The 4,517-nt window shown below is 61.3% G+C and carries 3 protein-coding genes; all 3 read left to right on the top strand.

Going from position 1 to position 4,517, the window contains the following annotated elements; translation table 11 throughout:
* A partial coding sequence (locus AAAB35_RS12935) for an SAM-dependent methyltransferase (RefSeq protein ID WP_340668683.1) occupies nt 1-2,170 on the top strand: 2,170 nt, incomplete at its 5' end.
* 461 nt (nt 2,171-2,631) lie between these two features.
* Nucleotides 2,632-3,630: an ABC transporter substrate-binding protein gene (locus AAAB35_RS12930; RefSeq protein WP_340668682.1), complete on the top strand. Its 999-nt coding sequence runs from the start codon at nt 2,632-2,634 to the stop codon at nt 3,628-3,630.
* Nucleotides 3,614-4,517 (top strand): cache domain-containing protein (locus tag AAAB35_RS12925; protein WP_340668681.1); only part of this gene is annotated, 904 nt, incomplete at its 3' end. The genes AAAB35_RS12930 and AAAB35_RS12925, both read left to right, overlap by 17 nt.

Genomic DNA, 4,517 nt, shown 5'->3' with positions numbered 1-4,517 from the left:
GTTCAACGCGCTTGAGATCGTCTGGAATCCGTGGCAGCTCGGCTGGCTCGCAGCCAGCTATGCGCTCCTGATCCTGCCGTTCTTTTTCGGTGCAACTTGTATCGGACTTGCCTTCAGCCGCTATCCTAGCCAGATCGGACGCGTCTATGCCTTCGACCTGGTCGGCGCGGGGATCGGCGCGCTGGGCACCGTCGGACTCTTGTTCCTGGTCTTTCCCACTACGGCGCTGCGCTTTGTGGCAGCGGCGGGTTTTGCGGCGGCTGCCCTCGCCGCGGCGGGCATGGCACGCCATCGATGGCTCGCCGTGGGCAGCCTCGGGCTTGCAGCCGCGGTCATCGCAGTGTGGCTGCCACCGTCCTGGACGGCCCTCGGCCCGCACATGTCGCAATACAAGGGCCTGCGCCTGGCTCTAGAAGTGCCGAACGCGCGGGTGGTCGAGGAGCGATCGGGCCCACTCGGACTACTGACGGTTGTCGAGAGCCCGACCGTCCCCTTCCGGTACGCACCCGGCCTCAGCCTCGCCAACACTCAGGAGCCACCCGCGCAACTGGCTGTCTTCACCGATGGCGACAGTATCACGGCGATCACCGCCTATGGCGGCGATCCGGCGACGGTCGCTTATCTCGACCGGACAACGGATGCGCTCCCGTACCGCATCCGTGAGCGGCCACGAACGCTAATCCTGGGGGCAGGCGGTGGTGCGCAGGTGCTGCTGGCGCTGCGCGCCGGAGCTGATAGTGTGGATGCTGTCGAGGTCAATTCGCAGATGATTGACCTGGCCCGGAACCGCTTCGCCGACTTCGTCGGTGGCATCTTTGGCCGATCGAACGTACATCTGCATCTAGCCGAGGCGCGCGCCTTCGCTGCGACCACAGCCGAGCGTTACGACCTGATCCAGATACCACTCCTTGATTCCTTCAGCGCAGCAGCGGCCGGCGTGCAGAGCGTGCATGAGAACTACACCTACACCGTGGAGGCATTGCAGGATTACCTAGCTGTGCTGAAACCGGATGGAGTCATCGCCATCACGCGATGGCTGCGAGTGCCGCCGCGCGACATCCTCAAGCTTTTCGCCACTGCAACGGTAGCGCTTGAGGCGGAGGGCGTGGCCGAGCCAGGCCGGCACCTGGCGCTCATCCGGAGCTGGAACAGTGCAACCCTGCTCATCGCCAAGTCGCCGCTCACGGACGCAGACGTCGCAGCCATCCGCGGCTTTGCAGCCGACAATTTCTTTGACATCTCCTGGGCGCCGGGCATCTCTGCGAGTGACCTGAATCGCTACAACCAGCTCGACGAGGAATATCTCTACGAGGGAGCCGTCGCTCTCCTTGGCCCTGAGCGAGCCGAATTCACCGAGCGGTACAAGTTCGATATTGAACCGGCCACTGACAATCGGCCATTTTTCTTCGACTTTTTCCGCTGGCGCGCCCTGCCCGAGCTCGTGACGCTGCGCACCCAAGGTGGGGCGGCAATGCTCGACTGGGGCTACCTGATTTTGGTGACGACGCTCGTCCAGGCCGCGATCTTCAGCGCCGTCCTGATCCTACTGCCCCTCTGGCTTTGCCGGCGCGCACTCGGGGGAGTGGTCGACCGGGTGCGCTTCGGCCTTTATTTCCTTGTCTTGGGGCTGGCCTTCCTCTTCATCGAGATCGCCTTCATTCAGCGCTTCGTGCTGTTCCTCGGCCATCCGCTCTACGCTGTTGCCGTCGTGCTTGCGGGTTTTCTTGCCTTTGCCGGTCTCGGTAGCGCTGTAGCCGCTCGCTGGATGGCGGCGGTCGGACGCGGATCAGCGGTGCGAGGCATTGCCCTCGCTGCCGTGGTTATCGCATTCCTGGCTACCACATACCTGTACGCCCTGCCCTCAATATTCGAACAGCTGCTGGCACTCCCGGATGCTGCGAAGATCGCGGTCGCACTCTGCCTTATAGCGCCGCTCGCCGTCTTCATGGGCATGCCGTTCCCCCTTGGCCTCGGTCACGTCGGCGCGCGCTCGGAGGCATTTATTCCCTGGGCGTGGGGGATCAATGGCTGTGCGTCGGTGCTGAGTGCGATCTTGGCCGCGCTGCTAGCAATGCATGTCGGGTTCACTGGTGTCGTGGCGATCGCCACTATTTTCTATCTTGTCGCCCCGGCCTTACTCGCCGGGTGGTGGGATCGATACGATCAGTAGAGGTCGCAAGGCTTTGTTCCAGATCGGAGCTAAACCAACTGCCTGAAGGCCCTTCCCGGCTAGCGAGTGCGCGATGCTTGCGGTCACCGGTGAGTTCGTCGCGCGCGACATTGGCACCGTAACCGTAGTGCGTCCGGAATGCATCGCGAAGCAGTCAGCTCATCGGGCATCACGAAGGCTAAGCTACGTTCTGCGACGGCGCGATGAAGAAGCCCGATTGGTCTCCATGCTACAAATCCTATCGCGGAGTTGGGCTGCCACTGCTTAATCGCAAACGGCGTTATCTATTTCTGCGCTACCAATGCGCGGCAATATCCGGTATCCTCTTCAGGCCTGAATAGTCCGGCTCGTTGGTCGGTCGCTTCTTATGCGGGAGTTCGCTTCGAAGCATGGGCTAATAGCACTTAGGTTGATCTCACCATCCACACCGCTACGGGCCGTGGGTCGGCGGGGGTGCTCGGATGAAACCGAAACGACGACACTTCCTCCATCTCGCAATCGCGTTTGCGATGAGCTTTCCTACTATCGCATCCGCCCAGCAGGCGGCGGCTCACACGGCCCGGATCGGCCTTCTTGCCTGGTTTCCTTGCGACATGCCGTACGCCGGCGAATCGAGTGAGTTCGGACCGTTTATGCGGGGGCTTCGCGAGCTCGGCCACACGCTGAGTGAAATCAGCTTCGAGTGCCGAAGCGCGAGCAAGCACGACAGTGGCCTGACGGCCGCGGCGGCGGAGTTGGTGCAGCTCAAAGTGGGCATCATCGTTACGTCGTCGCAACCGGCAGCACATGCAGCCCAGAAGGCGACTCAAGTAATTCCGATCGTGACCATCATAAGTGGTGATCCGGTGGCAGCGGGTCTCGCGAGCAGCCTTGCAAAACCGGGCGGCAATCTCACGGGCGTTACCTACTACGCCAACGAGCTCGCTGCCAAACGGCTAGAGCTTTTGAAGGAAGCCGTACCGACGCTTGCCACTGTCGGTGTGCTCGCGAACCCGGTGGTGTCTTACCTTCCCTTCGAAGAAGACACCAAAAGAGCAGCCCGCCAACTCGGAGTTGCTTTGAACATCCAGCAAGTCAGTGCACCCGAAGAACTCGAAGCTGCATTCGCACGCATGGAGGCTGCTAGGGTGCAGGCTGTGTTCGTGCTGCCCGACCTCATGCTGGCTTCCCTGTCGTCGCAAATCGCTGCCCTAGCGATCAAGCATCGGTTGCCAAGCATGGCTTGGGGGCCTTGGTTCACGCAAGACGGCTGTCTGATGGCTTATTCGGCGAGATACAGCGAGATGCAGCATCGGCTGGCTTTCTATGTTGACAAGATTATGAATGGCACCAAGCCAGGGGACCTGCCCATAGAACAGCCGGCGAAGTTCGAATTGTCGATCAATCTGAAAACGGCCAACGCCCTCGGTATCGATCTGCCGCAGACCGTGTTGGTCATGGCTGATGAAGTCATCGAGTGAGGGTGGTGTGCGGGGTTCTATCCAGCTCGATGCTGCCCCGGTGCGCCGATCACTGTTCCGGAAGTACTTCATCGCCTTGTTCGTGGCCGTCTTTGTCCCCGTTGCTGCCAGCGGCATTAGCGACGCCTGGTTCGGCTATCGCGACCAGCGTGCCATGCTCAGCGGTCGCCTGCGATTGGAGGCCACATCGGCAGCCGGCAAAATCCAAAGCTTCCTCGATGGCATCAAGGATCAACTCGCCTGGACGGTCCAGCAGTCCTGGACCGCGGATCCCGAGGAAAAGCATCGGCTCGACGCACTGCGGGCGATGCGCCAATCCCCCGCAATCATCAGCATCACTCTTGTTGACGATTTAAGCGTGGAGCGGCTGCATGTCTCCCGTATTGACTTGAACAGGATGGAAGGCGGGTCGGATCGCTCGGGCGATCCTGCTGTCGTGGGGGCCCGGACCATGGGCATATGGTATGGTCCAGTGACTTTTCGCCATGGCTCGGAACCGTTCATGACCATCGCGATGGCCGGAAACCGCAAGGCAGATGTCATCGTCGTTGCCGAAATCAACCTGAAGCTTATCTGGACGGTCGTTTCGGAAATTCGTGTGGGCCGAAGCGGCCAGGCATTTGTTCTCGATCAGACCGGCCGGCTCATCGCGCATCCCGACATCAGCAAGGTGTTGCAGGGCACTGACGAGAACACAGCAGCAGCTCTGGGCAGACTGCGGGACGAACTCGCCGACGCCGGCGGAGAGGCGGCCACGGCTCGCAATGCTGACAATCAATCGGTCGTGACCGCCATGGCACCAATCCCCAGGGTCGGCTGGACGGTATTCGTCGAGCAGGCGCAGGCAGAGGCTTTTGCACCGCTGCATGCTTCATTGTGGCGGACTG

The sequence above is a fragment of the Phyllobacterium sp. genome (genome assembly GCF_037994425.1).
Lineage (GTDB): Bacteria > Pseudomonadota > Alphaproteobacteria > Rhizobiales > Rhizobiaceae > Phyllobacterium.
The sequence above is the reverse complement of the archived record's forward strand: the minus strand, read 5'-3'. Positions and strand labels throughout refer to the sequence as shown.